23 protein-coding genes are annotated in these 25,360 nt (G+C 59.4%); 10 read left to right on the plus strand and 13 right to left on the minus strand.

All coding sequences use genetic code 11. The features are described 5' to 3' along the window. Positions 1-263: 263 nt before the first annotated feature. Complete coding sequence (locus tag LZG00_19735; GenBank protein MCF3596221.1) at positions 264-1,088, minus strand: ferritin-like domain-containing protein; 825 nt, start codon at positions 1,086-1,088, stop codon at positions 264-266. A 2-nt stretch (positions 1,089-1,090) separates the two neighbouring features. Beyond that, entirely contained in the window at positions 1,091-1,552 is a 462-nt protein-coding gene (locus tag LZG00_19740) for a peroxiredoxin (protein MCF3596222.1), read from the minus strand. A 122-nt stretch (positions 1,553-1,674) separates the two neighbouring features. Here LZG00_19740 and LZG00_19745 point away from each other — a divergent pair, with 122 nt between their 5' ends. From LZG00_19745 to lpdA, 5 genes are all read left to right on the plus strand, one after another. Further along, entirely contained in the window at positions 1,675-4,995 is a 3,321-nt protein-coding gene (locus LZG00_19745; protein ID MCF3596223.1) for an AsmA family protein, read from the plus strand. A 14-nt stretch (positions 4,996-5,009) separates the two neighbouring features. Next, complete coding sequence (gene queA / locus LZG00_19750) at positions 5,010-6,065, plus strand: tRNA preQ1(34) S-adenosylmethionine ribosyltransferase-isomerase QueA (protein MCF3596224.1); 1,056 nt, start codon at positions 5,010-5,012, stop codon at positions 6,063-6,065. A gap of 193 nt (positions 6,066-6,258) precedes the next feature. After that, positions 6,259-7,503 (plus strand): MFS transporter, encoded by a 1,245-nt coding sequence (locus LZG00_19755; protein MCF3596225.1) that lies wholly within the window; start codon positions 6,259-6,261, stop codon positions 7,501-7,503. Between the two features lie 111 nt (positions 7,504-7,614). Then, on the plus strand, positions 7,615-8,190 hold the full coding sequence (locus tag LZG00_19760) for a DUF924 domain-containing protein (GenBank protein MCF3596226.1): 576 nt from the start codon (positions 7,615-7,617) through the stop codon (positions 8,188-8,190). Positions 8,191-8,308: 118 nt separating this feature from the next. Continuing rightward, a complete protein-coding gene (gene lpdA / locus LZG00_19765; GenBank protein ID MCF3596227.1) occupies positions 8,309-9,703 on the plus strand; it encodes a dihydrolipoyl dehydrogenase in 1,395 nt (464 codons plus the stop codon). An 86-nt stretch (positions 9,704-9,789) separates the two neighbouring features. Here the strand turns inward: lpdA and LZG00_19770 are convergent, their stop codons facing one another. Next, positions 9,790-10,152: a sulfurtransferase gene (locus LZG00_19770; GenBank protein MCF3596228.1), complete on the minus strand. Its 363-nt coding sequence runs from the start codon at positions 10,150-10,152 to the stop codon at positions 9,790-9,792. Between the two features lie 193 nt (positions 10,153-10,345). Here LZG00_19770 and uvrA point away from each other — a divergent pair, with 193 nt between their 5' ends. Continuing rightward, a complete protein-coding gene (uvrA, locus tag LZG00_19775; GenBank protein MCF3596229.1) occupies positions 10,346-13,231 on the plus strand; it encodes an excinuclease ABC subunit UvrA in 2,886 nt (961 codons plus the stop codon). A 211-nt stretch (positions 13,232-13,442) separates the two neighbouring features. After that, positions 13,443-14,381, plus strand: a complete 939-nt coding sequence (locus LZG00_19780) for a patatin-like phospholipase family protein (GenBank protein ID MCF3596230.1) — start codon at positions 13,443-13,445, stop codon at positions 14,379-14,381. A gap of 47 nt (positions 14,382-14,428) precedes the next feature. Here LZG00_19780 and LZG00_19785 read toward each other — a convergent pair whose 3' ends face one another. The 8 genes from LZG00_19785 to LZG00_19820 form a co-directional block, all read right to left on the minus strand. Beyond that, complete coding sequence (locus tag LZG00_19785) at positions 14,429-14,632, minus strand: DUF2892 domain-containing protein (protein MCF3596231.1); 204 nt, start codon at positions 14,630-14,632, stop codon at positions 14,429-14,431. A gap of 90 nt (positions 14,633-14,722) precedes the next feature. Continuing rightward, entirely contained in the window at positions 14,723-15,151 is a 429-nt protein-coding gene (locus LZG00_19790) for a hypothetical protein (protein MCF3596232.1), read from the minus strand. Between the two features lie 139 nt (positions 15,152-15,290). Next, on the minus strand, positions 15,291-16,163 hold the full coding sequence (mmsB, locus tag LZG00_19795; protein ID MCF3596233.1) for a 3-hydroxyisobutyrate dehydrogenase: 873 nt from the start codon (positions 16,161-16,163) through the stop codon (positions 15,291-15,293). An 11-nt stretch (positions 16,164-16,174) separates the two neighbouring features. Then, the gene (locus tag LZG00_19800) at positions 16,175-17,203 is read right to left on the minus strand and encodes an enoyl-CoA hydratase/isomerase family protein (protein ID MCF3596234.1); all 1,029 of its coding nucleotides are present in this window, start codon (positions 17,201-17,203) and stop codon (positions 16,175-16,177) included. Between the two features lie 5 nt (positions 17,204-17,208). Beyond that, positions 17,209-18,354, minus strand: a complete 1,146-nt coding sequence (locus tag LZG00_19805) for an acyl-CoA dehydrogenase family protein (protein MCF3596235.1) — start codon at positions 18,352-18,354, stop codon at positions 17,209-17,211. 98 nt (positions 18,355-18,452) lie between these two features. After that, positions 18,453-19,586 (minus strand): carboxylate-amine ligase, encoded by a 1,134-nt coding sequence (locus tag LZG00_19810; protein MCF3596236.1) that lies wholly within the window; start codon positions 19,584-19,586, stop codon positions 18,453-18,455. Positions 19,587-19,649: 63 nt separating this feature from the next. Next, complete coding sequence (locus LZG00_19815) at positions 19,650-20,147, minus strand: hypothetical protein (GenBank protein MCF3596237.1); 498 nt, start codon at positions 20,145-20,147, stop codon at positions 19,650-19,652. A 37-nt stretch (positions 20,148-20,184) separates the two neighbouring features. Further along, positions 20,185-21,684, minus strand: a complete 1,500-nt coding sequence (locus LZG00_19820; protein ID MCF3596238.1) for a CoA-acylating methylmalonate-semialdehyde dehydrogenase — start codon at positions 21,682-21,684, stop codon at positions 20,185-20,187. 116 nt (positions 21,685-21,800) lie between these two features. Between LZG00_19820 and LZG00_19825 the strand changes: the two genes are divergently transcribed. From LZG00_19825 to coaD, 3 genes are all read left to right on the plus strand, one after another. Then, entirely contained in the window at positions 21,801-22,697 is an 897-nt protein-coding gene (locus LZG00_19825; GenBank protein ID MCF3596239.1) for a LysR family transcriptional regulator, read from the plus strand. 165 nt (positions 22,698-22,862) lie between these two features. Continuing rightward, positions 22,863-23,297 carry a CBS domain-containing protein gene (locus tag LZG00_19830; GenBank protein ID MCF3596240.1) on the plus strand — a complete coding sequence of 145 codons (435 nt, stop codon included), beginning with the start codon at positions 22,863-22,865 and terminating at the stop codon, positions 23,295-23,297. 118 nt (positions 23,298-23,415) lie between these two features. Next, on the plus strand, positions 23,416-23,910 hold the full coding sequence (gene coaD, locus LZG00_19835) for a pantetheine-phosphate adenylyltransferase (protein ID MCF3596241.1): 495 nt from the start codon (positions 23,416-23,418) through the stop codon (positions 23,908-23,910). A 129-nt stretch (positions 23,911-24,039) separates the two neighbouring features. On the opposite strand, the gene LZG00_19840 is transcribed toward coaD, so the two are convergent. Both LZG00_19840 and gap read right to left on the minus strand, forming a co-directional pair. Further along, positions 24,040-24,183 (minus strand): hypothetical protein, encoded by a 144-nt coding sequence (locus LZG00_19840; GenBank protein ID MCF3596242.1) that lies wholly within the window; start codon positions 24,181-24,183, stop codon positions 24,040-24,042. A gap of 101 nt (positions 24,184-24,284) precedes the next feature. Beyond that, a complete protein-coding gene (gene gap / locus LZG00_19845) occupies positions 24,285-25,280 on the minus strand; it encodes a type I glyceraldehyde-3-phosphate dehydrogenase (protein ID MCF3596243.1) in 996 nt (331 codons plus the stop codon). Between the last annotated feature and the right edge of the window lie 80 nt (positions 25,281-25,360).

Genomic DNA, 25,360 nt, shown 5'->3' on the forward strand with positions numbered 1-25,360 from the left:
GGCCCTCGTCCTGAGACAAGGCGCCCAGAGAGTGATTAAACAGTGGGTCGCCTTAGGGCAAGACGTTATGGCCGCCTGATTCGCTGTGTCGCAGGTATCGGGCCGGTTCAGGCGAAAATTCGCCGATATCAATGCGTTTCCTCCTAAACCTGAGACGGGGATATGTGGAAGCGCCGCGCAACAGAACAATGTCATGGGCGTTTCAACGCAAACCCGTCAGTCTGGTTTGTCTTGAAACGCTTCGGGGACGTGGCGCGCGGTTCTTACGGGGCCTTTGGCGGTGACTCGGCCAATGGCCAGTAGAAATCGGGGGGTATTCCGGCCTCGGCGCGTTTTTCCTCGTTAAACGGCGGCTTTAGCGCGCCGTGAAAATAGTGCCGCACAAGACGGTGAAATTCGTCTTTTGGATCAATGTTGTGACGCCCGCAGAGAAAATGAAACCACTTGGATCCATAGGCGACATGACCGACCTCTTCGGCGTAGATCGTTTCAAGTGCCGCGATGGTTCGGCTTTCGTTGGCCTTGCGGAAAATCTCGATCATGCCGGGAGTGACATCGAGCCCTCGGGCTTCGAGTACCATCGGCACAACCGCCAGTCGGCCCAGCAGGTCATCGCGTGTGTCCTCGGCTGCACGCCACATACCGGCATGTGCGGGAAGGGCACCATAGTGGCTGTCATTTTCTTCAAGACAGTCGCATATCAGGTTGAAATGCTTGGATTCTTCATCGGCTGCCTTGACCCAGTCGTCATAGAAACCCAATGGCATTTCGATATCGCAAAACCGTGCGATGATGTCCCAGTGCAAATCGACTGCGTTGAGTTCGATATGGGCGACGGCATGCAGCAGCGCGATGCGACCTTGCGCGCTTCCGGGGCGGCGACGGGGCACGTCGCGCGGATCAAGCAAGTCGGGCTTATTGGGGCGGGCCGGGCGCAGCGGCGGTTGGGCCGTGCCAATCGCAAGCGGCGTGTCGGCGGCACGTGCGGCCCTCCATGTGGCGGCATGGGCATGCGATAGCGCCGTCTTGGCGCGACCATCGGCACAAGTTAGCACCTCAACGGCCATTTCGGCGAGCGATAGCGTCATTGTCAGAGTGCCCGCACGGCGGCGAGAACCTCTTCGGCGTGGCCATCGACCTTGACCTTGCGCCATTCGCGCACGATCTGCCCGGCGCCATCGATCAGGAAGGTCGATCGCACAATGCCAAGGAAGGTCTTGCCGTACATTTTCTTTTCCTGCCAGACGCCATAGGCCTCGCAGACTTGTTCGTCCTGGTCCGACAGGAGCGTGACCGCAAGATTCTGTTTGGCGCGAAATTTCTCATGGCTGGCGAGGCTGTCTTTCGAGATGCCAAAGACATGCGCCCCGATGGCGTCGAATTCGGGTTTGAGCAGGGAGAAGGCGACGGCCTCCTTGGTGCAGCCCGAGGTGTTGTCGCGCGGATAGAAAAAGAGCACCACGGGCGCGGGGGAAAGGGCGCTGAGCGTTACCTTGTTGCCGTCATCGGCGGGCAGGGTGAAATCGGGCGCGGCGCGCGGAAGGTCTGTCATGAGCGGATCCTATCCTGTTCATGGAAATTCTGGTTTCACAATAAGGCGTAAGAGGCCAGAATAGAACCAATGAAGTGCAGGTAATTCGCGCCGGAACCTCCGGCGCGCTAAAACGGGTCTGGATGAGCGATACGCTAGCCGAGAAACCGTCCGAATCCGTTGGGGAACCAGAAGCGGAGAAGGGCAGCCGCAAGAAGCGACCGCTTCACCACAAGGTGGGGCTGGCCACACTGTTGCTGGTGGGCGTGCTGGCGCTTGTGGTGAGCGTAGCGGCGTATGTTATTGTCGGTCGCCCGATTACTGCGCCGGATTGGGTGCGCTTGCGAATCGAGACACAGGTGAACGAGCAACTGCGCGGCGCACAGGTGCGTCTTGGTGAAGTGCGCTTTGTCGTTGAGGATATGTGGCTGCCCCGTGTGCAGCTGAGCGACATCGATATCGCCGATGCAGAGGGGCGCCAGCTTGTAAGGCTCTCGGATATTGAAGGAACGCTGGCGCTGACCCCGCTGATCAGGGGACAGGTGCAACCGGCGCGGATCTGGCTGAGCGGGGCGCAGCTTGTGCTCAGGCGGGATGTTTCGGGAAAGGTCGAGCTGAGCCTGGGGGAAACAGCGCGTTCGGCCGGCGAAGCTGCCGGATTTGTGGAACTGGTTGATCAGGTTGATCGTGCGCTTATGACCCCGGCGTTGTCCGATCTGAGAAACGTAAGCGCCGACGGTCTGACAATCCGCTATGAGGATGCGCGCGCGGGGCGGGCGTGGACGGTGGATGGCGGGCGGATCAAACTTGAGCGTGCCGCTGACGTTTTGACCTTGCGGGGCGATTTCGTCGTGCTGAGCGGCGGGGCTTCGGCGGCAACGGTCGAGATGAGTTACCAAAGCAAGATTGGCTCGCCGACGGCGGCCTTCGGCATGAACTTCGCCAACCTCAGGGCCAACGACATTGCGGCCCAGTCGGGTGCGCTCTTGTGGCTCAATGTGCTTCGGGCGCCGATCTCGGGTGCGATCCGGGGTTCGACCGATGAGCGGGGAAACCTCGGCCCGCTTTCCGCCACGCTTCAGATCAACGAAGGGGTGTTGCAACCCACCGATGAAACGCAACCGATCCCGTTCCGCTCGGCACGCAGCTATTTCACTTATGCGCCTGATAGCCAGACCATGCAGGTCGATGAAATGTCGGTCGACAGTGCCTGGGGATCGGCACGTGCCGAAGGCAAGGTGGTGCTGGGGCTGATCGAGAACGGATTGCCCCGGGAATTCACCGGGCAATTGCGGGTGAGCGAGCTTCGCGCCAATCCCATGGACCTTTATGACGAACCTGTCGCGCTGAGCGATGCGACGATGGATGTACGTTTGCGGCTTGATCCGTTTCAGTTTTCAATCGGGCAACTCAGCCTGCGCGATGGTGCGCGCAATCTGGTTCTGGGAGGAGAGTTGCGCGCCCGGCCAAAGGGCTGGGATCTGAGTCTTGCAGGCAGGATGAACCGTTTGGGACCAGAGCGGCTTTTGGAACTTTGGCCCGTTAGTTTGGCCACCAATACGCGCGAATGGATTGAACGGAGTGTGCTGGATGGCGCGTTGAGCAACATACAGATCGGGCTGCGCGCCGAGCCGGAAAAGAAGCCGGTTGTTCATCTCGGGTTCGAGTTCGACAAATTTGGCACGCTCTTCATGAAGACAATGCCGCCAATCGAGAATGCGCGCGGCCACGCCACGTTGTCTCGCAATACATTCACGGTGGTGGCCGAAGCCGGAACAGTGAAGGCCGACCAGGGCGGAACCGTTGACATCACCGGCACCGTCTTTCGGATCGACGATGTGAGAGTAAAGGAGGGGCCGGCCGAGGTATTATTGAAGACGCGCAGCTCGGTTACTGCTGCGCTGTCGCTGCTTGATCGTGAGCCGTTCCATTTCATTTCAAAGGCAGGTCAGAAAGTGACCATGGCGGATGGTTTGGCTCTGGCAGAGGGGCGCATCGGCTTTTCGCTCAAGAAGAAGGTGCCGATTGAAGATGTTTCCTATGATATCGCCGCCAAGTTGCACAACATCCGCAGCGAAACGCTGATCCCCGGGCGGGTTCTCTCGGCGTCGGAGCTTTCGGCCACTGCGGATGGCGACGTTCTGAACATCGCTGGCGAGGCACGGATTGGCCAAGTACCCGTTGAAGGGACGTTTACGGCGCCCTTGGGCAAAGGCGGGGGCAAGAGCCAGGTGCGCGGCACGATTGAACTGTCGCAGCGCTTTGTCGATGAGTTTCGCGTTGGCCTGCCGCCGGGCAGTGTTTCGGGGGCCGGGCGCGGAACCGTTCAGATCGATATGCAACGCGGTGAGAAGCCAAGTTTCACGCTGAACTCGCAACTTGACGGGCTGGCGCTTCGGGTGCCGCAGATCAGTTGGGCCATTGGTGCGCCGACCAAGGGCCAGCTGGAGGTTTCCGGGCGGCTGGGACAACCCGTTGAGGTGGATCGGATCGTGCTGAATGCGCCGGGGCTTGATACGACGGGTAGTCTCAGCCTTGGCGCGGATGGCAGTTTTCGCGAAGCCAAGTTTGGGCGCGTACGCGCGGGCAGTTGGTTGGACGCGCCTGTCACGTTGGTTGGGCGCGGGGCAGGGCGCGCGCCGGAAGTGCGAGTGACGGGTGGCACCGTGGATCTGAGTCAGACCGAAATCGGCAGTGGCACGGGGGCGAGCGGCAGTTCGGGTGGTGGGCCGCTGCGGGTATCGCTTGATCGGCTGAGGATCAGCGAGGGAATTGCGCTGACCGAATTCCGTGGTGATTTCAATACCGCGGGCGGTATTGACGGGAAGTTTTCCGGCAAGGTCAATGGTGGTGCACCTGTGACGGGGCGGGTGCTGCCGCAAAAAGGGCGCAGCGCGTTTCGCATTCAATCGAACAATGCCGGGGGGGTGTTTCAATCCGCCGGGCTGTTTCCCAGTGCCCGAGGCGGCGAGTTGGACCTGACGATGGTGCCAGGTGGGGGTTTGGGCAGCTATGACGGGCGAATGACAGTCAAGAGTGTCTGGCTGCGCAATGCCCCGGCGATGGCGGCGATTCTGAACGCGGTCAGCGTCATCGGATTGCTGGAGCAACTGACCGGCAACGGCATTCTTTTCAGTGAGGTCGAGGCGCAATTCCGCCTTACCCCGAAACAGGCGATCATCACCAAATCAAGCGCGGTGGGGGCGTCGATGGGGATTTCGATGGATGGCTACTACGATCTGGAATCAGGTGCGATGAACATGCAAGGCACGGTTTCGCCATTCTACATGATTAACGGGATTGGTGCGATCCTGACACGCAAGGGCGAGGGGCTGGTCGGCTTTACCTACCGACTGAAAGGCACCCCCAAGAAGCCGCGGGTGCAGGTCAATCCGTTGTCGCTGTTGACGCCGGGCATGTTTCGAGAGATTTTCCGTCGGTCGCCGCCGAAGCTGAGCCAATAGGACAACTGCCCTCCATGCAATTGAGTGATTTTGATTTCGATCTCCCTGAGGGGTTGATCGCGACACGCCCTGCCAGCCCGCGCAGCGCGGCGCGGCTTCTGGTGGCGAGCGGCGATGGTATGCGTGATGCCCATGTGCATGATCTGGCCGACATCCTGCGCCCGGGTGATCGGTTGGTTTTGAACGACACCAAGGTGATTCCGGCACGTCTGAGTGGGGTGCGGGTGCGGATTGGCGAGGCCGGGGAAACCCGTTCGAAGATCGAGGCGACGCTGATCGAGCCGCGCGCGAACGGCGATTGGGCCGCGCTCTTGAAGCCGTTGCGCAAGATCCGCGAAGGCGAGCGGATTGAATTCGGCGCGGGGCTTTGTGCGATATGCACCGAAAAGGCGGATGGGCAGGCGGTTTTGGCATTCAATCTGGAGGGCGCGGATTTCGATGCCGCGCTTGACGCGGCTGGTGCGATGCCCTTGCCGCCCTATATCGAGGCGCTGCGCAAGGCCGATGAGCGCGACCGCGAAGACTATCAGACCGTCTGGGCGCGCCGCGCGGGTGCTGTGGCTGCGCCGACGGCCAGCCTGCATTTTGACGCGCCGCTTCTGGAGCGGCTTAAGGACAAGGGCGTCATGTTCAGCCACGTAACGCTGCATGTCGGTGCGGGCACCTTTCTGCCGGTCAAGGTAGATGACGTGACATCACACAAGATGCATGCGGAATGGGGCGAGGTCAGCGAAACAGCGGCGGCAGAGATTGCGGCAACCAAGGCTGCGGGCGGTCGGGTGATCCCGGTGGGGACAACGGCGCTACGGCTGATCGAGACGGCGGCACGCGCCAGCGCAAAGATTGAACCGTGGCAGGGCGAGACGGATATCTTCATCTATCCCGGATTTGAATTTCGTGTGACGGATGCGTTGATGACCAATTTTCATTTGCCGAAATCAACGCTATTGATGCTGGTCTCTGCGTTGATGGGGCAAGAACGGATTCGACAGATCTATGCCCACGCAGTTGAGACCGGCTATCGCTTCTTTTCTTATGGCGATGCCTCGCTGCTGATCCCGGAAGACTGAAACAGGCATCCAAGCGTCGTTTAAGGACGTGCCGATGCAAGGACGCAACGCGTAAGCGTCGCCACAAAGGCGTTTCTTCTTAGTTCTGAGACAGGGTTAAGAAGAAACGCGGTGTACATATAGATGATGTGGGCGTATCGAGACAAACCTGTGAGTCTGGTTTGTCTCGATACGCTTTAGAAGGAGTAATGCCATGTTTAAGGTTCTGTCGGTCTCTTGGGCATTGCTGCTTGGGATGATGCTATTGATGGTCGGTAACGGCCTTCAGGGCACGCTTTTGGGTGTGCGTGGCGTTGATGCCGGGTTTTCGACCTATCAGATGTCAATGGTCATGTCGGCCTATTTCGTTGGATTTCTGGGCGGCTCCTATCTCGCTCCGGCAATGATCCGGCGAGTCGGGCATGTGCGGGTGTTTGCGGCGTTGGCGTCGTTCATCTCGGCTGTTCTGGTGCTCTATGCCACCTGGGCTAACCCCTGGTTCTGGGTGGTTTTGCGGGTGTTGATCGGCTTTTGTTTTTCGGGCGTATACGTGACCGCCGAAAGCTGGCTCAATAACGCGGCCACCAACGACACGCGCGGCAAGGCGTTGTCGCTCTACATGATGGTGCAGATGATCGGGATCGTTGCTGCGCAAGGGTTGCTGTTGGTGCCCGACCCCGAGGGGTTCCTCCTCTTCGTGATCCCATCGGTTCTGGTTTCGATTTCCTTCGCGCCGATCCTGCTTTCGATTTCGCCAACGCCGGCTTTTGAAACCTCGAAACCGATCAGCATTCGACAGCTTTATCATATTTCGCCGCTTGGCGTGGTCGGCATGTTCCTGCTTGGGTCGGTCTTTTCGGCGCAATTCGGGATGAGCGCAGTCTATGGCGGGCAGGCGGGTTTGAGCCTGGGGCAGATATCGCTCTTTGTTTCTACATTCTATATCGGCGCGACGCTGTTTCAATATCCGCTGGGTTGGTTCTCGGACCGTATGGATCGACGTGTGCTGATTTTCATCGTGGCGGCGACTGGGGCGGCAGGTGCAATTCTGGGGGCGGTGTTCAGCGGCGGTTTTACCGCGATGCTGATTGCGGCCTTCGTTATTGGCGGCACGTCCAATCCACTTTATTCCCTGCTGCTTGCCTATACCAACGATTTTGTCGAAACCGACGATATGGCGGCGGTTTCGGGTGGGCTGGTCTTTACCAACGGGTTGGGCGCGATTGCCGGCCCGGTCATCACCGGGTGGAGCATGTCGGTTTTTGGGCCGAATGGTTACTTCTTGTTTTTGGGCATCATGCTTTTGGCGATGGCAGGATATGCCGCGTGGCGCATGACACAGCGCGCTGCACCGTCAGTCGAGCAAACCAGCGGTTATGCGCCGGTAACCATGTCAACTTCGCCAGTGGCCGTTGAATGGGCCGCGGAAGAAAGTGCCGAGGACGATGGGGTGACCTAAGCCCCTTGAAATGTCGCAATTGGACATAATATTTTACTATTCATCACATGAGAATGATGTTTAGTCTCAAACTTGTATGCCGGGGGCACATTTTTTAAGGGAGGCAACCCGATGGTAGGTCCGAACGATATTTTAGAGTTCTGGCTAGATGATGTGGGGCCGGCCGGTTGGTATGAGGTCTCAGAGGAATTGGATGAACAAATCCGTTCCAAATTCCTCGACACCTGGAAAAGGGCTTGTGACGGCGCATTCTCATTGTGGCTGACTTATCCCAGCGGCGCTTTGGCGTATATCATTCTGCTCGATCAGTTCCCGCGTAACATGTTCCGGGGCAAGGGAGAGGCATTTGCCAGCGACAAGCTGGCGCTTGCGGTGGCCAAGATGGCGATCCACAAGGGATGCGACCTGAAGATCGATGAACCGGCACGACAATTCTTCTATCTGCCGCTGATGCATTCCGAGAACCTGTGCGACCAAGAGCGGTGCGTGCGTCTGATGAAAGAGCGGATGCCGCAAAGCAGCTCCAATCTCTTGCACGCGAAAGCGCATCGCGAGGTTATCCGCCAATTCGGACGCTTCCCCTATCGCAATGCCGCGTTGCATCGCAAGCCGACAGATACGGAACGAAACTACGTATCGGCCGGCGGGTATGGTGTGACCTTTGAAAAGCTGCAGGCTACTGGCTAGGCGAAAAGCCATACCAGTCAATGCGTTGGGGCGTTCCTGAGCGTCAGAGCCTGCGCTGCATTGCGGCAGTAATAAAACTAGTTTAATATCAAACTAGTTTTGGAATCGGAGACGCGCAATGGCTGACACTTCTTTTGACATGATCGTGGTCGGGGCGGGGCCGGGTGGCTATGTGGCTGCGATCCGCGGCGCGCAGCTTGGTCTGAAGGTTGCCATTGTCGAGCGCGAACATCTGGGCGGGATCTGTCTCAATTGGGGGTGTATCCCGACAAAGGCGCTGCTGCGCTCTTCCGAAGTGTTCCATCTGATGCATCGGGCCAAGGAATTCGGCCTGTCTGTTGAAAAGATCGGCTATGATCTGGACGCCGTTGTCAAACGCTCTCGCGGTGTGGCGGCGCAGCTTTCGGGCGGCATCGGCCATCTGATGAAGAAGAACAAGATCACCACTGTGATGGGCGAAGCGCGCCTTGCGGGCACAGGCAGCGTTTTGGTGAAGACCGAGAAGGGCGAAGAAACCCTGAAGGCGAAAAACATCGTTCTGGCCACGGGCGCACGGGCGCGGGAATTGCCGGGGCTTGAGGCTGATGGTGAGCGGGTTTGGACCTATAAACACGCGCTCAACCCGCCGCATATGCCGAAAAAGCTTCTAGTGATCGGATCGGGCGCGATCGGCATCGAATTTGCCAGCTTTTACAATACGCTAGGCGCCGAGACGACGGTTGTCGAAGTGATGGATCGGGTTTTGCCGGTGGAAGACGCCGAGATTTCGGCCTTTGCCAAGAAGCAGTTTGTCAAACAGGGCATGAAGATCATGGAAAAAGCCATGGTCAAACAGCTCGACCGTGCCAAGGGCAAGGTGACCGCGCATATCGAATCCGGTGGCAAGGTCGAAAAGCAAGACTTCGATACGGTGATTTCGGCGGTCGGGATTGTCGGTAACGTCGAAGGTCTGGGCCTTGAAGAGGCCGGTGTGAAGGTTGATCGGACGCATGTGGTGGTGGACGAGTATTGCCGCACCGGTGTGGACGGTGTGTTTGCCATCGGCGATATTGCCGGGGCACCCTGGCTGGCGCATAAGGCAAGCCACGAGGGTGTGATGGTGGCCGAGCTTATCGCAGGGCAGAAACCGCATGCCGTTCGCCCGGAAAGCATCGCAGGTTGCACCTATTGCCATCCGCAAGTGGCCAGCGTGGGCTATACCGAGGCCAAGGCGAAGGAGCTTGGCTATGAGATCAAGGTCGGGCGGTTTCCGTTCATCGGTAATGGCAAGGCAATTGCCTTGGGCGAGCCGGAAGGCATGGTGAAGACCGTGTTTGACGCCAAGACGGGCGAGTTGCTGGGCGCGCATATGATTGGCGCCGAGGTAACCGAACTTATCCAGGGCTATGTGGTGGGCCGGACGCTTGAAACCACCGAGGAAGAGCTGATGCAGACCGTCTTTCCGCATCCGACATTGTCGGAAATGATGCATGAAAGTGTATTGGATGCCTATGGCAGGGCGATCCATTTCTGAGAATTACCCGTTCGAAAACAATAGGGTATAGGGAGAAGCGGCCCAGGAGGTGTTCCGGGGCCGTTTTGTTTGACGCCTCGAAGCGATCAGGCGCGCTCGATCTGTCCGCCGCCACGCACCCAGGTGTTGAGGCCGCCAATGTTGCGCACATCCTTGAACCCGAGTTGCAACAGCATGCGCCCGGCCGAGGCCGAGCGTGCGCCAGTGGCGCAATAAAGAGCAATTGTCTTGCCGGTATCAAGGCTGGCATCGAATTCGGGGTGGCGGGGGTCGCATTTCGTGCGCAGCAGCATCATCGGAATATGCTTGGCACCCTTGGCCTTGCCGGTCGCCGCAATCTCGCGATGATCGCGCACGTCGATCACTGTAATCGAGCCATCACGCGCACCCTTCACGGCTTCGTCCGCAGCGATTTTGGGCAGGCCGCCGCCCATGAGAAATCCAAACATTGCTCACCTTCTTATGCATCTGACAGGCAGGATTGCTGTTGCCCCGGCATGTAACATTCCGATTGATGAATGTGAAGGGGTTAATGGCAGTCAATTCGGCGAGAGGACGGCGATGTTCGTTTTTCGTTCGCATTTGAGGGTTGGAAGATTGCCGTGGCTACATTATCTCTGAAAAAGATTGCGAGGGTGTTAAATGGGCGAGCAGAAATTTATCGAGGTCCGCGGCGCGCGGGAGCATAACCTCAAGAGCATCGATGTGGATATTCCGCGCGATCAGCTGGTGGTAATCACCGGGCTGTCAGGGTCGGGTAAATCGTCGCTGGCCTTTGATACGATTTATGCCGAAGGGCAACGACGCTATGTCGAGTCGCTCAGCGCTTATGCACGCCAGTTCCTCGACATGATGGAAAAGCCCGATGTGGACCACATTTCGGGGCTTTCTCCGGCGATTTCCATCGAACAGAAGACGACCAGCAAGAACCCGCGTTCGACCGTTGGCACCGTGACCGAGATTTACGATTACCTGCGTCTGCTGTTTGCCCGCGCAGGCACGCCCTATTCCCCTGCCACCGGCCTGCCGATCGAGGCGCAGCAGGTGCAGGATATGGTGGACCGGATCATGGCGCTGGAGGAGGGCACGCGAGCCTATCTTCTCGCGCCGATCGTGCGCGACCGCAAAGGCGAATACCGCAAGGAATTCATAGAGCTACGCAAGCAGGGGTTTCAGCGTGTCAAGGTTGACGGCGCGTTTCATGAGCTGGATGAGCCGCCCACGCTCGACAAGAAATACCGCCACGATATCGACGTGGTGGTTGACCGGATCGTGGTGCGCGAGGGGCTGGAAACGCGGCTGGCCGACAGCCTGCGCACGGCGCTTGATCTGGCGGATGGGATTGCGGTTTTGGAGACCGCACCAGCCGACGGCGAACCCGAGCGGATGACGTTTTCGGAGAAATTTGCCTGTCCGGTCAGCGGCTTCACCATCCCCGAGATCGAGCCGCGTCTGTTTTCGTTCAACGCACCCTTCGGGGCTTGCCCGGAATGTGACGGGTTGGGCGTTGAGTTGTTCTTTGATGAACGGCTTGTGGTGCCGGATGCCGCGTTGAAGGTTTATGATGGGGCGCTGGCGCCTTGGCGGAAGGGCAAAAGCCCGTATTTCCTTCAGACAATTGAGGCAATAGCCAACCATTACGAGTTCGACAAGAACGCCGCCTGGAAGGATCTGCCGCCGCATGTGCAGCAGGTATTTCTCTATGGCTCGGGCGAAGAGGAAATCCCGTTTCGCTATGACGAAGGCGGGCGGGTTTACCAAGTAACACGGGTGTTCGAGGGGGTGATCCCCAATATGGAACGGCGGTACCGCGAGACGGATTCAAACTGGATTCGCGAAGAATTTGAACGCTATCAGAACAACCGCCCATGTGGGGCATGTGGTGGGTTCCGCCTTCGGGAAGAGGCGTTGGCGGTGAAGATTGGCGGGCTGCATGCAGGCCAGATCGTGCAGATGAGCATACGCGAGGCTTTGGATTGGGTCGCGGATGCGCCCAAGGTGTTGAGCAAGCAGAATAACGAGATCGCGGCGGTCATTCTGAAGGAAATTCGCGAGCGCCTTGGGTTCTTGAATAACGTGGGATTAGAGTATCTTACGCTTAGTCGTTCAAGTGGAACGTTGAGTGGTGGAGAGAGCCAGCGCATTCGGTTGGCGAGCCAGATCGGCAGTGGGTTGACCGGCGTTCTTTATGTGCTGGACGAGCCGTCGATCGGGCTGCACCAGCGTGACAATGACCGGCTTTTGCTGACGCTGAAGAACCTGCGCGATCAGGGTAATACCGTGATCGTGGTGGAGCATGACGAGGAAGCGATCCGCGAGGCGGATTATGTTTTCGACATCGGGCCGGGCGCCGGGGTGCATGGCGGGCAGGTTGTTTCAAAGGGGACGCCGGAAGAAGTTGAGCGAGATCCGGCTTCGATCACGGGGCAGTATCTCTCGGGGGCGCGAACAATTCCTTATGACAGCGCGCGCCGCAAAGGGAATGGTAAGTTCGTGACCGTGGTGAAGGCCACGGGGAACAACCTCAAGGAGGTTACGGCCAAGTTTCCGCTGGGCCGGTTTGTCTGTATCACAGGCGTGTCGGGCGGGGGGAAATCGACGCTGACGATTGAGACATTGTTCAAGACCGCGAGCATGCGTCTGAACGGGGCGCGCCAGACACCGGCACCTTGTGAAACCATCAAGGGGCTGGAGCATCTCGACAAGGTGATCGACATCGACCAGCGCCCCATCGGGCGCACGCCGCGCTCGAACCCGGCGACCTATACGGGGGCCTTTACGCCGATCCGCGACTGGTTTGCCGGACTGCCCGAATCCAAGGCGCGCGGATATAAACCGGGGCGCTTTAGCTTTAACGTCAAGGGCGGGCGCTGTGAGGCCTGTCAGGGCGATGGCTTGATCAAGATCGAGATGCATTTCCTGCCGGATGTTTACGTGGAATGCGAGACCTGCAAGGGCGCGCGATACAATCGGGAAACTCTGGAAATTCGCTTTAAGGGCAAGAGTATAGCGGACGTTCTTGATATGACGGTCGAAGAAGCGCAGGGCTTTTTCAAGGCCGTTCCGAGCATCCGGGACAAGATGGATGCGCTGGCGCGTGTGGGGCTTGGTTATATCAAGGTTGGGCAATCGGCGACCACGCTTTCAGGGGGCGAAGCGCAGCGCGTGAAGCTTTCTAAGGAACTGGCGAAACGCTCGACCGGGCGCACGCTTTACATCTTGGATGAGCCGACGACAGGGCTGCATTTCGAGGACGTGCGCAAGCTCTTGGAAGTGCTGCATGAGCTGGTTGAACAGGGCAATTCGGTGGTGGTGATCGAGCACAATCTCGACGTGGTGAAAACCGCCGACTGGATCATAGATATCGGCCCCGAGGGGGGCGATGGTGGCGGTGAAATTGTCGCCACGGGAACACCCGAAAAGGTGGCCGAGGTGGCGGGGAGCTATACCGGACAATACCTCAAGCCGATGCTGGACAAGAAGGGCCACGAGCACCGCGAAACAGCCAAGAGCGCGGCGGCGGAATAAAGCGTTAACCTGATGAAACCTTACAGCACCGCGCGACAGCGTTAATGGCCCCCAAACCGGGGGGTGACTTTCGGCTGCTCCCCGGCTGTTTTGCGTATGACATGTGCATGGGGTTTTTCGGGGCGCCGAAAGTCTTGCCCCTGCGCACGGTTTAAGAAAAGGTTAAGCCGCGCACGCAAAGCCAGAGGCGCGTAATCGGGGCGAATGCAACATGAAACGCGACAGGAAGATCGGCGTGGCACTTGGGTCGGGTGGTGCGCGCGGATGGTGTCATATTGGCGTGCTGTCCGAATTGGAAACGCTGGGCGTGCGCCCGTCCGTGGTGGCCGGGTGTTCGATGGGCGCGATTGTCGGGGCGGCCTGGGCAGGTGGGGTGCTGGACAGGCTGGAAGATTGGGCGTTGTCGCTGACCCGGCAGCGGTATCTGACCTATGTCGATGTGGGCTTTGGCAGCGGCGGCGTGATCAGGGGGCGGGCCATTGGCGAGATTTTGGCCAGCATCGGGTTACCCGAGCAGATTGAAGATCTGAATACGCCGTTTGTCGCGGTGGCGACGGATATGGCAACGGGGCGCGAAATCTGGCTGAAGGAGGGGTCGTTGGCGGATGCCGTGCGGGCTTCGATTTCGATACCGGGGGTTTTGGAGCCGTATTTCCTGAACGGGAGGTGGCTTCTTGATGGGGGGCTGATTAACCCGGTTCCGACATCGGCCAGCCGCGCCCTTGGGGCGGATGTGACAATTGCTGTCAATCCCAACGGGCGACCTGACGGGCATATCTGGCATCCGCCCAGTCCGGCAGAGAGTCTGTGGAGCAAGCTGGGATCGCCCGAATTGATGCAGCAATTGCCCGAATCCTTGAGGGGGCTGATGCCTGGCAGAACGGTGAAGCCGGTGGCACCGACCGCGCCCGCTTATCTGGATGTGATGTCGGCCGCGATTGATATCATGACCGATTTCGTGCTCAAGCACCGGCAGGCAAGCGACCCGCCGCATGTCATTCTGGAGGCGGATTTGATGGAGTCGGTTTTGGTGTTGGAACTTTACCGCGCCAAGGAGGCCATCGCGGAGGGGCACCGGATGGTGCGCGAACGCGCCAGCGAAATTTGTGCGCTGGTGGAGGCGGATGATCCGCACGACTTTACAGCCTGAAACAGGGTTCACCGGGGGCGTACCCCCGGTGAGCCAGCATTTTGAGTTCAGCCCTTTTTCATCGGGCAAGTGCTCATGCCCAGCAGGGAATAAAGCCCGCAGGTACCAAGCAGCCCGGTGAGCAGCGGGATGACGCCTAGCAACATGAGCCAGCTATAGGATGAGTCACGATAGACAAAGTAGCCGACGATCAGCGCGGCGCCGATGACAATGCGGAGGATGCGGTCGATGCCGCCGACATTCTTGGACATGGTGCAAATCTCACTCAAGGTTACATGCGGCTTTTATAATATGTAATTCCTGCCGAAATGAAAGCCTCAGTGTTAATTAACCTGCACGTTTTAGCGCGATACCAGCGCCGTGAGCAGGCCGAGAGAGGCGATGATGACGGCGGTATCCTGATCGACGCGCAGCACCCGGTTGTCGACAACGCGGTAAACCTGGCCCTTGGGCGCGCGCGGCAGATGGCGCAGATGTGCTTGGGAAACATCTCTTCCGGGCAGGGCGCGGCGTGTGTTGGCGCGCGGCGCAACATAGGTTGTCTTGCTGCGCTCGACCTGGGTGTGTGTGGCGCGAGGTTTGGTGGTCTGAACCCTGGAAACCTTGGTTTTTGTAACGCGCGTCTTGGTGGTTTTTTGCACCTGAACACAGCGCCCATTGTGGTTGCAGGTCGTCTTCACGCTGTCGCGGCTGCCAGCAATAGCGGCGGGTGCGAGGGCGGGTGAAAGAGCGATGAGCGTGGCGAGAGTTGTGAGGGTGATCGATTTCATTTTGGGTCTTCCCTGTGTTGCTTCGAAGGTGAAACGGCACGGGGAGAGAAATCAGTCGGTTCGCGGCATCACGAAAGCGTGAGACGCTCCGGCACGCTCCGGCATTGGGCCGGAACGTGCGGTCTTTTATTGGCAGGGCTTAGTCGCGGCCGCGTTTTTCAAAGCGCGGCAGCATGGCCGAGAAATCCATGCCCTTGCCGTCTTCGTTCTCGACGAATTGCGCATAGAGTGCGGCGGCGGCCTTGCCCATCGGGGTGTCGGCATCGACGGCTTCTGCGGCCTGTTGTGACAGGCGCAGATCCTTGAGCATCAACTCGGCGGCGAAGCCGGGTTTGTAATCGTTGTCGGCAGGTGACGCCGGGCCAACGCCGGGGGCGGGGCAATAGGCGTTCATTGTCCAGCTATAGCCCGAGGAGGTGGAGACCACATCGAACATCTTCTGGCGGTCGAGGCCGAGCTTGTCGGCCAGCGCGAAGGCCTCGCAGGTGACGATCATGGTGGCGCCGAGGATCATGTTGTTGCAGATCTTCGCGGCCTGACCGGCGCCTGCGTCGCCACAATGCACGGCCTTTTGGCCCATGATGTCGAACAGCGGTGCAGCTTTGGCGAATGCTTGATCGGTGCCGCCCGCCATGAAGGTGAGCGTGCCGCCCACGGCACCGCCAACACCGCCCGAAACGGGGGCATCGACAAAGAGAAGCCCGGCGGCGGCGGCTTGATCTGCGACGGCGCGGGCGGATTCCACATCGACTGTGGAGCAATCAACCAGTGTTGCGCCTTTGCTCATGGCCGGGATGATTTCATTCGCGACGCTGCGCAGGATAGCGCCATTGGGCAGCATGGTGATGACCACGTCCTGATCCTTGGCGGCTTCGGCCCCCGAGGCGGCCATGCTCACGCCTTTGATGCTGACATCGGCCATGTCAAAGCCGGTGACGTCGTGGCCTGCGGATGCGAGGTTGGCCGCCATCGGGCCACCCATGTTGCCAAGGCCGATAAATCCGATTTTCATGTCTCTCTCCCTCAGAAATCGAGTGCGTTGTCGCCGAGCGGCGCCAGCATGGTTTGCAAGGCCGCCTCTGGCAAGGCGTCGTGGTCGTGTTTCCAGTGCGGCGTGCGGTCCTTGTCGATGATCGCGGCGCGGATGCCCTCAATGAAGTCACCATGCTCCATTGCGCGCGAGGTGAAGCGGTATTCCATATCAAGTGCGGCGCGGATATCGGCATTGCCGCGCAACCGGTGCATCATTTCAAGGGTATATGCGATGGAAAGCGGCGAGGCGCGCAGCACGGATTTGAGCGTGTTGGTGACAAACTCGCTGTTATCGGCGCGCAGGCTGGCAAGCAGGTCGGGCAGGGTGCGAGCGGCGAAATGGTGGTCGATCTCGGCGCGCTGTTGGCTCATCTGGCCTTGCGGCGGAGCGTCACTGGCGGCGGTGAGGCAGGCAGGATCGCCGGTTTGTTCCAGCTTGGCGATGCGCGCGGGCCATTGTGCCTCGGGGATGAACATGTCGGCAAAGCCGAGCAGGATCGCGTCGCCCGCGTTCATCCGCGCGCCGGTGGTGCCCGCGTAAGCGCCGAGCCATCCTGGCGCATTGGCCAGAATCATCGAGCCGCCCACATCGGGGACAAGACCGATGCCACATTCGGGCATGGCGATTTGGCTGGTTTCACCAACGATGCGGTGCGAGCCGTGACAGCCCACGCCCATGCCGCCGCCCATGGTGAAGCCTTGCAGGAAGGAGACGATGGGTTTGGGGTAGCCGTGCAGCTTGGCGTTCATGCGGTATTCATCGCGCCAGAACCGCTGACCATAGGCGAAATCGCCCGCTTTGCCGGTTTTGTAGAGGTCGGCAATGTCGCCGCCCGCCGAGAAGGCTTTCTCCCCTTCGGCGTCGAGGACGATGAGTTTCACGGTATCATCGTCGCGCCAGTCATCAAGCGCCGCCTCAATCGCGGTGCACATGTCGTAGGTGACGGCGTTCAGCGCCTTGGGGCGCTGAAGCGTGATGCGGCCGGTGTGACCTGTGATGCGGATAGAAATATCAGACATGGCGATCAGGCCGCATCCGATAGCATCTGGCGCGATATGATCAGCCGCATGATTTCGTTGGTGCCTTCGAGGATCTGATGCACGCGCAGGTCGCGCACGATTTTCTCGATGCCGTAATCGGCCAGATAGCCGTAACCGCCATGCAGTTGCAGACAGCCATTGGCGACATCAAAGGCCGCGTCGGTGACCATCAGCTTGGCCATGGCGCAGAACTTGGTGGCGTCATGGGCCTTGTTATCAAGCTTCCACGCGGCCTGGCGCAGGAAGGTGCGCGAGGCTTGCAGGCGGGTCTCATATTCGGCCAGGCGAAATTGCAGGGCCTGGAACTGATTGATGGATTTGCCGAACGCCTTGCGCTCGGCCATGTAGGCGAGGGTGAGGTCTAGCGCGTTTTGCGCGCCGCCAAGGGCGGAGGCGGCGATGTTGAGACGGCCACCATCAAGCCCGGCCATGGCATAGGTAAAGCCCTTGCCCTCTTCGCCGATCAGGTTGTCGGCGGGCACCAAGCAATCATCGAACTGGACCTGCGAGGTCGGCTGGGCGAGCCAGCCCATCTTGCGTTCCAACGCGCCGAAGGAGAGGCCGGTGGTGCCGTCTTCAACCACCACGGTGGAAATCCCTTTGGGGCCATCGTCGCCGGTGCGCACCATGGTGACATAGGCGTCGGAGTAGCCGCCGCCCGAGATGAATGCCTTGGTGCCGTTGAGGCTGTAGCCTTCATTGGTGCGGTTGGCGCGGGTGCGCAGGGCCGAGGCGTCAGAGCCGGAACCCGGTTCGGTCAGGCAATAGGAGAAGATCTTGGACATCGAGCAGAGATCGGGGAGCCATTTGGCCTTGGTTTCCTCAGAGCCGAATTTGTCGATCATGCCGCCGCACATGTTGTGGATCGACAGGAACGACCCAACAGCGGGGCAGGACATGGCGAGCGCTTCAAACACCAGCGTGGCGTCAAGCCGCGAGAGGCCGGAGCCGCCGTATTCTTCCGAGACATAAAGCCCGCCAAAGCCCAACTCGGCCAGTTTTGGCCAGAGATCCTTGGGGATGGTACCGGCCACTTCCCAATCGCGCGCAAAGGGCGCGATATGTTCTTCGCCAAAGCTTTTGGCCATGTCGAAGATCAGGGTTTGTTCTTCGGAAAGTGCAAAATCCATGTCGCGGCTCCCTTATGTGGAATTGAACGGGTGTTTAATTCAGGAATCTTACAAGACTATTGCAGAGGCTTGAAGGCGAATTCTTTCGATGTAGACGGTCACAAATCCGAGTGGAATTCTTCGATCAGGTGGCGCACCACGTCTTTGAGCGCGTCTTCGCGGGGTTTGCCTGCTGCGAGCGCATCGTTGAACACGGCGCGTTGTTGGTCTGAGGATGTGCCATCCATCAGCATGTTGCGGGCATGATCCAGTTCGGCGCGGCAGCCGAGCGCCTCGGCGTCTTCACCTGCGAGCGCGATCAGGTCGTCAAGCACTTGAGAAAAGGGGATGATTTCGCGCGCGCCGAAATCGATCAGCCCTTCGCGGATGCCGTAGCGTTGTGCACGCCAGCGGTTTTCCGAGATCAGGAAGTTGTCGTAAAGCCGCCAGCGTTGGTTCTTGAGTTGCAAGCGCCAGAGCATGCGGGTGAGCGATTGGATCATTGCCGCCAGCGTCAGCGTGGTTTCCAGCCGGGGCGAGACATCGCAAATCCGCGCCTCGATCGTGGGAAAGCGCGACGATGGGCGCAAATCCCACCAGATTTTTGAGCTGTCCTCAATCACTCCGAGATTGACGAGCGCCTTGACCGAGCGTTCGTATTCGCCCCAACCGTCCAATTTGGGCGGCAGGCCAGTGCGTGGAAGATTGTCGAAAACCGTGAGGCGATAACAGCTTAAGCCGGTGTCTTCGCCTTGCCAGAAGGGGGAGGAACAGCTGAGCGCCAGAAGGTGGGGCAGGAAATAGGAGAGCTGGTTCATGACGTCGATGCGCATGTCGTTGTCGGGTAGGCCGACGTGTACATGCATGCCGCAGATCAGCAGCCGGCGCACCACCCCGGCGAGATCGTCGCGCAATTCGTTGTAGCGGTCCTTCTTGGTGTGGTGTTGATCGCGCCAATCGGAAAACGGGTGGCAGGAGGCGGCAATGGGCGCGAGATTATGCTCGGCAGCGCATTTGGCAACGGTGCGGCGCAGGTGGCGCAGGTCGTCGCGCGCTTCGCCCACATTGGCACAAACCTTTGAGCCGATCTCGACCTGACATTCGAGGAATTCGGGGGAGAACTGACCTTTGAGCGCGGCGGCGCATTTCTCCATCAATTCGGGCGGGGCGGGCGCCAGCGCCAGGCTGTCGCGATCGACCAGCAGGTATTCCTCTTCGATGCCGATGGTGAAATCTGGGGTGGGGTCGGTCATATGGTCCCTCATGCCAGCGCGCGCCCGTCGATTTGAGCAGGTTGGGGCGCGCGGCGCAAGTGATCAGACGGCCGCGCCAGGTTTGGCAGGGGCCGTTAGGATGTTGCTGGCCCAGGTGCGGGCGCTTTCGAGATCATCAAACAATCGCGCCTCGATGGCATGAGATGTTTCTGCCAAATTCTCAAAAATCCGGCTGAGACCGAATACGGTTTCATCCGGGGCGTATATCGCGGTGTGCATTGTTTGCCCGGCCTCGGAATAGATGCGGGCATAATGAGAAAACAGCGAAAAAATTTCGGAAAACCCCACATCCGAGCCTTTGAGGCGCGACAGATCCGACAAATGGGCAAGGCGCAGATCGAAACCGGGCTCTGCTTTGTAAGACTGAAACATTTCAAGCACTTGAGAAAGGGTAACTTCGCCCTCGTAGATTGAGAGGACATAGCCTTGATCGGATTGAATTGAATAGCTTACCGGCATGGACCCGTCGTTTGAATGCGGTCTGAGATAGGCCCGCAGATGCAAAAAAAACCCGCCGGAAAACTCCGGCGGGTTCTTCATACCCGGTTTAATATCGGGCGTCGAATGGAGATTGCAGTTAGTCCATTGCTTTGAAGTGGAATTCTCCGCCTTCTTTCAAACCCGACGGCCAACGCGAGGTCACGGTTTTGGTGCGCGTGTAGAATTTGAACGCATCAGGGCCGTGTTGGTTGAGGTCACCGAATACCGATTTCTTCCAGCCGCCAAAGGTGTGATAGGCCAGCGGCACGGGGATCGGTACATTGATACCGATCATGCCGACATTGACGCGCGCAGCGAAATCGCGCGCGGTGTCGCCATCGCGGGTGAAGATCGCAGTGCCGTTGCCGTATTCGTGATCCATCGCCAGTTTGAGCGCGTCTTCATACGATTGGGCGCGCACGGTGGATAGGACAGGGCCGAAGATTTCGGTTTTGTAGATGTCCATATCGGCGGTCACGTTGTCGAAAAGGTGCGGGCCGACGAAATAGCCGTTTTCATAGCCCTGAAGCGAGAAACCACGGCCATCGACGACCAGAGTGGCGCCCTGATCGACACCGGTTTGCACAAGGCGTTCGATATTGGCCTTGGCGGCTGCGGTGACAACCGGGCCGTAATCGACATCATTGCCGCCGGTATAGGGGCCGACTTTCAGCTTTTCGATACGCGGGACCAGCTTTTCGATCAGACGATCCGCAGTTTCGTCGCCCACGGGAACAGCCACCGAAATCGCCATGCAGCGTTCGCCCGCAGCACCATAACCGGCACCGATCAGAGCGTCAGCGGCCTGATCCATATCGGCATCTGGCATGATGATCATGTGGTTCTTGGCACCACCAAAACACTGCACCCGTTTGCCGTTGGCACAGCCGGTGGCATAGATGTATTCAGCAATCGGCGTGGAGCCGACAAAGCCGATGGATTGCACTGTGGGGTTGTGCAGCAGAGCGTCGACGGCTTCCTTGTCACCATTGACCACTTGCAGGATGCCTTTGGGCAGGCCGGCTTCTTCGAACAGCTCGACCAGCATCAGGGGCACCGAGGGGTCACGCTCGGACGGTTTGAGGATGAAGGCGTTGCCGCAGGCGATGGCCGGGGCGAACATCCAGAGCGGGATCATCGCCGGGAAGTTGAAGGGCGTGATGCCAGCGGTGACGCCGAGCGGCTGGCGCATCGAATACATATCAATGCCGGGGCCGGCGGAGTCGGTGAATTCACCTTTGAGAAGCTGCGGCGCGCCGATGCAGTATTCCACCACTTCGAGGCCACGCTGCACGTCGCCAGCGGCGTCGGGCAGGGTTTTGCCATGTTCACGGCTGAGCGCTTCGGCCAACTTGTCCATGTCACGGTTCAAGAGATCGACGAATTTCATAAGCACACGGGCGCGGCGCTGGGGGTTGGTGGCGCCCCATGCGGGCTGGGCGGCGGCGGCGATTTCGACCGCTTGTTCGACTTCGGCAGTCGAGGCGAGCGGGCATTTGCCCTGCACTTCGCCTGTGGCGGGGTTCATGACGTCGGCAAAGCGGCCGGACGTGCCTTTGACGTGCGCGCCGTCGATATAGTGAGTCATCTCTTGCATGGGTCTCTCCTCTGATATTCTGCCGGCAAGATAGCCTTGCATAATTGCCGGGAAAAGAGGCAAGTTACCAAAGGACATCTTGCAAAAATGCAAAATGGGATGACGGTGAGGTACTGATGGACCCGCAATGGGATGATCTGAAATGCTTTTTGGCAGTGGCGCGCGCCGAGAGCCTGTCCGGGGCGGGTAAGGAACTGCGATTGGATCCGGCGACATTGGGTCGCAGGATTGCGCGGCTGGAGCGTGATCTGGGGGCGTTGTTGTTCACCCGCTCGCCGCAGGGCTATGTGTTGACCGCCGAGGGGCAACGATTGCAGGCGCATGTGGCACGGGCCGAAATGGCGATGCTAGAGGGCGCCGAGGCGCTGGCCGGGCAGGGTGCGCAGCTCTCGGGGCAGATCCGGCTGGGGGCGCCGGACGGGGCTGCGAATTATCTGTTGCCGCAGGTCTGTGCCGGGATTGCCGAGGCCAACCCGGATCTCGATGTGCAGATCGTGGCGTTGCCGCGGGTGTTCAACCTCAGCCGTCGCGAGGCGGATATGGCGATCGGGGTGAGCCATCCGACCGCCGGACGGCTGACGGTGACCAAGCTGGCCGATTACAAGCTGCATCTGGCGGCCTCTAAGCAATACCTGCGTGCGCATGGGGCTGTGAACCACGTCAGCGACCTCAAGGGCCACCGGATGATCGGCTATATTCCCGACATGATTTTCGATGCCGAACTGGATTATCTCGGCTCGCTCGGGATTGAGCGGGTGCATTTGGCCAGCAATTCCGTTTCGGTGCAGTTCAACTGGATCAGGCAAGGCGGCGGTCTGGGGGTGGTGCATGATTTTGCGCTGCCGTCGGCAAGCGGTGTGAGGCGTGTGTTGGAACATGAAATCAGCCTGACGCGGAGTTTCTATCTGATCCGGCACGAGGATGATGCACGGGTCGAGCGGCTCAACCGGTTTGCGGCCCTTCTGAGTGAAGGGGTGGCGCGCGAGGTTGAACGGCTGGAACGGCTCGTCTGATTTCTGGGCGGTTGTCAGCGGGATAGCAGGGTTGCCGATGGTGTGTTGGCGGGGTGGCCATGCGCGGGGTGGCGCGCGGTCGCGGCGGGATCGCGCTCTGGCTTGACAGTTCCACACATCCCGGCAACGCTGGTGGAAAGCGACGCGACACCGGAGGGATAGCCAATGCTCGTTCAGCAGATTCTGAAGTCGAAAGGGGATCATGAGGTGATCACCGTGAAACCCGACGCCACGGTGGCGCAAGCGGCAGGAACCCTGGCCGAACGGCGTATCGGGGGGCTGATCGTCTCGGAGGACGGCAAGGATGTTCTGGGCATCTTGTCTGAGCGCGATATCGTGCGCTCGCTGGCGGTACGCGGCGCAGTTTGCCTTGACGAGAAGGTGAACGAGTTGATGACGCGCAATCCGGTGAGCTGTACCAAGGCGGAAAGCGCCGATCAGGTTCTGGAAATGATGACCAACGGGCGCTTTCGCCACATGCCCGTGGTTGAGAAGGGCGTATTGGTCGGGATCGTGACCATTGGCGATGTCGTCAAGGCACGGATGGATGAATTGGCGATGGAGAAAAATGCGCTGGAAGGCATGATCATGGGCCATTGAAGCTCCGATAGGCGGCTTTAAACAGCGGCCGTTGGTAATTTCGACTTGAGAATCGTTGCGCATTGCTGCATTGCGGCGTAACAATATTACGTGACCGCAGCCAGATGGGGGGGAGCGCATGCGTGTGGGCCTGTATCCGGGGACTTTTGATCCTATCACATTAGGCCATACCGACATCATCCGCCGCTCGGCGCGGTTGGTGGATCGGTTGGTGATCGGAGTGGCGATCAACCGCGACAAGGGGCCTTTGTTCAGCCTTGAGGAACGCGTCGAAATGATCGAAGCGGAATGTGCGGGGCTTTCAGAAGAGACCAACACTGAGATCGTGGCGCACCCGTTCGAGAACCTGCTGATTGATTGCGCCCAGGATGTTGGCGCGCAGATCATCATTCGTGGGCTGCGCGCCGTGGCGGATTTCGAATATGAATTCCAGATGGTCGGCATGAACCGGGCGCTCAACAACACCATCGAGACCGTGTTCCTGATGGCCGATGCGCGCCGTCAGGCGATTGCCTCAAGGCTGGTGAAAGAGATTGCCCGGCTGGATGGCGATGTGAGCAAGTTCGTTCCGCCTGCGGTGAACGAACGGTTGCTGGCCAAGTTTGCAGGCTGAGGCGGCTTTACCTTTCGGTGCAGCGCAACTTGAATTCAAAACGCCCTGAGCTGCGAAGCGGCCTGTGAGGGTGCGCTTTTTATCGCAAATTCAACGTCTTGGCCGAAAGATCTTGCGCGAGGTTTCGGTTCAGCGCCAGAACGCCATCCATTCGATAAGGTCGTCTTGTTTGCGCAACAAGAACAGGATGCCTTCGGAATCGTAGAAGTAATAATCAAGCCCCAGCAAGCCCAGGATCAGAAGGCCGAGCCCGATGGCGATCTGGTTGTTCATGGTTTCCTGCCTCGAAATGAAAACGGCCTGCCGAGGGTATGCCCCAGCAGGCCGGTTGGTGCAAGTTTGCGCGCGCGGGCGCGCCCCGCATCGGGGAGGGTTCAGAGACGGCCCATGGCCACGGCGACATCGGCCATGCGGCACGAGAAGCCCCATTCGTTGTCATACCAGCTCAGAACGCGCACCAGGCGCTTGCCGACCACCTTGGTCTGGGCGGGGGCGAAGATTGCGCTTTCAGGGGAATGATTGAAATCAATCGAGACAAGTGGGGCGTCTTCATAGCCCAGCACACCCTTCATCGGGCCTGCGGCGGCCTCGGCCACGATGGCGTTGATTTCGTCTTCGCTCACATCGCGGCCCGCTGTGAAGGTGAGATCGACCGCCGAGACATTGGGGGTGGGCACGCGGATCGCCGAGCCGTCAAGTTTGCCCGCCAGCGCCGGGAGTACTTCGCCTAGGGCCTTGGCGGCGCCCGTGGAGGTGGGAATCATCGACATCGCGGCAGCGCGGGCGCGGTAGAGATCTTTGTGACGCCGATCAAGTGTCGGCTGATCCCCGGTATAGGCATGGATCGTTGTCATGATGCCGGATTCGATGCCGACCGCGTCATTGAGCACCTTGGCCACGGGCGCGAGGCAATTGGTGGTGCAGGAACCGTTGGAGATCATCGTATCGGAGGCGGTGAGTTGGTCGTGGTTCACGCCGTAAACGATTGTCTTGTCGACATTCTTTCCCGGTGCCGAAAGCAGCACCTTGCGCGCGCCGTTCTTTATATGCACGTCGGCCTTGGTGCCGTCGTTGAATTTGCCGGTGCATTCGAGGACCACGTCACAGCCCGACCAGTCGAGCTCGTTCAGGTCATAGGTCGAAAACATCTCGATCGGGCCGCGGCCGAGATCCATGGTGCCATCGCCCAGGGTGACCGTGCCGGGGAAGCGGCCATGCACGCTGTCATATTTGAGCAGGTGAGCGGCAGTTTCCAGCGGGCCGGTGGCGTTGAGCTTGATCACCTCGATATCATCGCGGCTGCCTGCGATGTGGGACAATGTGCAACGGCCAATGCGGCCAAACCCGTTGATGCCGACTTTGATGGACATGGAATGCTCCTCTGGGTGGCTGGAATTTGTGCTTGCCATAAAGTGTTTGAGCGCGCGCGGAAAGGGGGCGAGCCGTGGTT

The sequence above is a fragment of the Rhodobacteraceae bacterium LMO-JJ12 genome (assembly GCA_021555075.1).
Taxonomy (GTDB): domain Bacteria; phylum Pseudomonadota; class Alphaproteobacteria; order Rhodobacterales; family Rhodobacteraceae; genus JAKGBX01.

What these genes read in the sequence shown, in the direction of transcription:
- coaD (MCF3596241.1), top strand. Translation starts at nt 23,416, where the DNA reads ATGCGTGTGGGCCTGTATCCGGGGACTTTTGATCCTATCACATTAGGC.
- LZG00_19830 (MCF3596240.1), top strand. Translation starts at nt 22,863, where the DNA reads ATGCTCGTTCAGCAGATTCTGAAGTCGAAAGGGGATCATGAGGTGATC.
- gap (MCF3596243.1), bottom strand. Translation starts at nt 25,280, where the DNA reads ATGTCCATCAAAGTCGGCATCAACGGGTTTGGCCGCATTGGCCGTTGC.
- LZG00_19815 (MCF3596237.1), bottom strand. Translation starts at nt 20,147, where the DNA reads ATGAAGAACCCGCCGGAGTTTTCCGGCGGGTTTTTTTTGCATCTGCGG.
- uvrA (MCF3596229.1), top strand. Translation starts at nt 10,346, where the DNA reads ATGGGCGAGCAGAAATTTATCGAGGTCCGCGGCGCGCGGGAGCATAAC.
- LZG00_19805 (MCF3596235.1), bottom strand. Translation starts at nt 18,354, where the DNA reads ATGGATTTTGCACTTTCCGAAGAACAAACCCTGATCTTCGACATGGCC.
- LZG00_19825 (MCF3596239.1), top strand. Translation starts at nt 21,801, where the DNA reads ATGGACCCGCAATGGGATGATCTGAAATGCTTTTTGGCAGTGGCGCGC.
- queA (MCF3596224.1), top strand. Translation starts at nt 5,010, where the DNA reads ATGCAATTGAGTGATTTTGATTTCGATCTCCCTGAGGGGTTGATCGCG.
- LZG00_19735 (MCF3596221.1), bottom strand. Translation starts at nt 1,088, where the DNA reads ATGACGCTATCGCTCGCCGAAATGGCCGTTGAGGTGCTAACTTGTGCC.
- mmsB (MCF3596233.1), bottom strand. Translation starts at nt 16,163, where the DNA reads ATGAAAATCGGATTTATCGGCCTTGGCAACATGGGTGGCCCGATGGCG.
- LZG00_19810 (MCF3596236.1), bottom strand. Translation starts at nt 19,586, where the DNA reads ATGACCGACCCCACCCCAGATTTCACCATCGGCATCGAAGAGGAATAC.
- LZG00_19840 (MCF3596242.1), bottom strand. Translation starts at nt 24,183, where the DNA reads ATGAACAACCAGATCGCCATCGGGCTCGGCCTTCTGATCCTGGGCTTG.
- LZG00_19800 (MCF3596234.1), bottom strand. Translation starts at nt 17,203, where the DNA reads ATGTCTGATATTTCTATCCGCATCACAGGTCACACCGGCCGCATCACG.
- LZG00_19780 (MCF3596230.1), top strand. Translation starts at nt 13,443, where the DNA reads ATGAAACGCGACAGGAAGATCGGCGTGGCACTTGGGTCGGGTGGTGCG.
- LZG00_19790 (MCF3596232.1), bottom strand. Translation starts at nt 15,151, where the DNA reads ATGAAATCGATCACCCTCACAACTCTCGCCACGCTCATCGCTCTTTCA.
- LZG00_19785 (MCF3596231.1), bottom strand. Translation starts at nt 14,632, where the DNA reads ATGTCCAAGAATGTCGGCGGCATCGACCGCATCCTCCGCATTGTCATC.
- LZG00_19745 (MCF3596223.1), top strand. Translation starts at nt 1,675, where the DNA reads ATGAGCGATACGCTAGCCGAGAAACCGTCCGAATCCGTTGGGGAACCA.
- LZG00_19755 (MCF3596225.1), top strand. Translation starts at nt 6,259, where the DNA reads ATGTTTAAGGTTCTGTCGGTCTCTTGGGCATTGCTGCTTGGGATGATG.
- LZG00_19770 (MCF3596228.1), bottom strand. Translation starts at nt 10,152, where the DNA reads ATGTTTGGATTTCTCATGGGCGGCGGCCTGCCCAAAATCGCTGCGGAC.
- LZG00_19820 (MCF3596238.1), bottom strand. Translation starts at nt 21,684, where the DNA reads ATGCAAGAGATGACTCACTATATCGACGGCGCGCACGTCAAAGGCACG.
- LZG00_19760 (MCF3596226.1), top strand. Translation starts at nt 7,615, where the DNA reads ATGGTAGGTCCGAACGATATTTTAGAGTTCTGGCTAGATGATGTGGGG.
- LZG00_19740 (MCF3596222.1), bottom strand. Translation starts at nt 1,552, where the DNA reads ATGACAGACCTTCCGCGCGCCGCGCCCGATTTCACCCTGCCCGCCGAT.
- lpdA (MCF3596227.1), top strand. Translation starts at nt 8,309, where the DNA reads ATGGCTGACACTTCTTTTGACATGATCGTGGTCGGGGCGGGGCCGGGT.